This window comes from Geminocystis sp. GBBB08 (genome assembly GCF_016743215.1).
Taxonomy (GTDB): domain Bacteria; phylum Cyanobacteriota; class Cyanobacteriia; order Cyanobacteriales; family Cyanobacteriaceae; genus Geminocystis.
In genome coordinates this window covers 1-3,615 of sequence record NZ_VRZC01000250.1, presented here as the reverse complement: position 1 = coordinate 3,615, position 3,615 = coordinate 1, and the positions used below count along the sequence as shown (strand labels likewise).

Below are 3,615 nucleotides of genomic sequence, written 5' to 3'. Positions count from 1 at the left end.
TGGCACTGGTAACGATATTTACATTCTGGATGTAGCCACTGATGTTATTAGCGAAACTTCTACCGTTGCCACAGAAATTGACACCGTATTATCTTCCGTTAGTTATACATTAGGTGCTAACCTTGAAAACCTTACCTTAACAGGTACAACTACCATAAATGGTACGGGTAACACCTTAAATAACTTCATCATCGGGAATAGTGCTGATAATTCTCTTGACGGTGGTGATGGTAACGATACCCTTGATGGTGGTGGTGGTAATGATACCCTTATCGGTGGCACTGGTAACGATGTTTACATTGTCAATAGTACAACCGTCGTAAACGAAACCTCTACCGTTGCTACAGAAATTGATACTGTACTATCTTCCGTTACTTATACATTGGGTGCTAACCTTGAAAACCTAATCTTAACAGGCACAACTGCCATTAATGGTACGGGTAACACCTTAAATAACTACCTCACTGGTAATATTGGTAACAATACCCTTGACGGTGGTGATGGTAACGATACCCTTGATGGTGGTATTGGTGTTGATAGTTTAGTTGGTGGTACTGGTAATGATGTTTACATTGTGGATAGCACAACAGATGTGGTGACGGAAACCTCCACTACTGCCACAGAAATTGATACTGTACTATCTTCCGTTACTTATACCTTAAGTGCCAATGTCGAAAACCTCTCCCTCACCGGCACAACCGCTATTAATGGTACGGGTAACACCCTCGATAACGTTATCACTGGTAATAGTGCGAAAAATACCCTTAACGGTGGTGCAGGTAACGATACCCTTAACGGTGGTGGCACAGAAATAACCTTATTAACTGATAACTTTAACACTGAAAATGGTGGCTCAGCAACAAGTAATTATAATAATTTTGTTAACTGGAGTGTTACAGATGGTGCTGTTGATTTATTCGGGCCAGGTTTTGGTGATTTCTTACCCGGTAATGGTTTATATCTTGACTTAGACGGTAGTATTAGCAATGGAGGACGATTAGAGTCAAAACAGACTTTTAGTTTCAGTGCTGGTGATGTGATCACTTTACAGTTTAGTTTAGCCGGTTCTCAACAAGGGAATACTAACTCAGCCACAGTTTCTTTGGGCAGTTTATTTACCGAAACCTTTACTCGTAGTAGTGATGCACCTTTTGCTACGATCACCCGTACTATTAATGTTACTGCCAACAGCACTGGTAAACTCATTTTTGATCAAGCAGGAGGGGATAATGAAGGATTACTGTTAGATAATGTCAGCATCAAAAAAATAAACGGTGATAGCCTTGTAGGTGGTACGGGTAATGATTTTTACATCGTTAATAATGCTCTTGACATAGTTTCTGAAACTTCCACAGTTTCCACTGAAATTGATACCGTCCAATCTTCTGTTAATTATACCCTAACTGCTAACGTTGAAAATCTGATCTTAGTCGGTAGTGCTATTAATGGTACTGGTAACACTTTGGCTAATCAGATTACTGGTAATAGTGCCGCTAACACTCTTGATGGTGGTGCCGGTAATGATACTCTTGATGGTGGTGCCGGTAATGATACTCTTATCGGTGGCACGGGTGCTGATACTCTTATCGGTGGTTTAGGCAATGATACTTACACTGTCGATAACAGTGGAGATGTCGTCACCGAAACATCTACTTTAGCAACAGAAATTGATACTGTACAATCTTCCATCACTTATACTTTGGGTGATAACCTAGAAAACCTCACCTTAACTGGTACTGCTAATATTAATGGTACTGGTAATACCGTCAATAACGTAATTACTGGTAATGATGGCAATAATACCCTTAATGGTGGTGATGGTGTAGATACCCTTAACGGTGGTGCCGGTAACGATACCCTTAACGGTGGAGTTGGTGCTGATAGTCTCATCGGTGGTTTGGGCAATGATATTTATATTGTCGATAATACGGGAGAAAAAATTAGCGAAACTTCTACCCTCGCAACGGAAATAGATACCGTACAATCATCTGTAACTTGGACTTTGGGCGCAAATGTCGAAAACCTCACCTTAACTGGTAATGACACCATCAATGGTACGGGTAACAGTCTCAATAACGTTATTATTGGTAATGGTGTAGCCAATAATCTTAATGGTAGTAGTGGTAACGATAGCCTTGATGGTGGTGCCGGTAACGATACCCTTATCGGTGGAGATGGTAACGATACCCTTCTTGGTGGCACGGGTAATGATAGTTTAGTGGGGGGCACTGGTAATGATATTTATGTTATAGATATTACAACTGATCTAGTGTCCGAAACATCAACAACTACCACAGAAATTGATACCGTACTCTCATCTGTAACTTGGACTCTGGGGGCAAATTTAGAAAACCTCACCTTAACTGGTAGTAGCATTATTAATGGTACTGGTAACAGTCTCAATAACGTTATCATCGGTAACGGGGTAGCTAATACCCTCAGTGGTGGTGCCGGTAATGATAGCCTTGATGGTGGTGCCGGTAATGATAGCCTTGATGGTGGTGCCGGTAATGATATCCTTAACGGTGGTGTCGGTAATGATACCCTCATCGGTGGTGTCGGTAATGATTTTTACATTGTGGATAGCACAACGGATGTGGTTACAGAAACATCAACAACTGCCACAGAAATTGATACCGTAGAATCTTCCGCTACCTATAGCTTAAGTGCCAACTTAGAAAACCTAACCTTAACAGGCATAAGTGCGATTAATGGCACGGGTAATGGATTACCTAACCTCATTATTGGTAGTGCAGGTGACAATATTCTTACCGGTGGTGCGGGTATTGATACTTTAATCGGTGGTAATGGTGGTGACAGACTAGTAGGTGGTGAAGGTAACGATATTCTCAACTTAGGTTTAGGGGATGCCGTCATAGATACCGTCATTTACAACCCCGGCGATGATAGTGATACCGTTAATGAGTTTGCCTTCGGTAGCGATAAATTTGCTGTTGTCGGTTTAACTAGCGTTGATGTGGTGACATCAGGTGCTGATACTCAATTCCGTCTCGGTAATGGCACTGCCGGTGACGCTGGTTTCGGCACTGGTAGTTTATTATTTACTATTACGGGAGTGAATACTTTTAATACTGGTAATATTGCCTCCAGTGTTGATGCTTCTAATACCGCTAATTTCTTCTTTAGCTAGTAATTTCTTTTGATTAATTTGGTGGGCGTTGCCCACCCTACTTGATCACTTTTGATTAATTTTCGGTGGGGCGTTGCCCTCGTATCGTAGGGGCAGTTGACTATTTATTATGCCGTACCTTTAGCCGCCGATCACTCACTATTAGCTTTGTCAAGAAGATTGCAAGAAGATTTATTTGTTGGAATTCTTATCTCACAATGAAATGAATTTTATTGCTAATAGCGGTGCGTTAAATAAATTTAACTCAATCTTGGTTGTTATGTTAGGTAAGATTTGTAGGGCATAAAAAATGGTCTTTTTAGGGATTTTTGTAATATACTTAATCGAACTTGTTCTGTAGCCCTCTTTTGTCAGTTTCCGATTTTAACTATTATTAAATATTTTCAAACAGCTTGATAACTAAAGATTAAAGCATACTACAGAGTCAAATTTACTAATTTAAAGTTTCGATTTATTTCATATTA

General features: G+C 40.3%; 1 protein-coding gene. It reads left to right on the top strand.

Annotation, left to right across the window (positions count from 1 at the left end; genetic code table 11):
• Positions 1–3,151, top strand: a 3,151-nt coding sequence (locus FWJ34_RS18755) for a beta strand repeat-containing protein (RefSeq protein ID WP_396232088.1), incomplete at its 5' end; no start/stop codon positions are given.
• Positions 3,152–3,615: the final 464 nt, after the last annotated feature.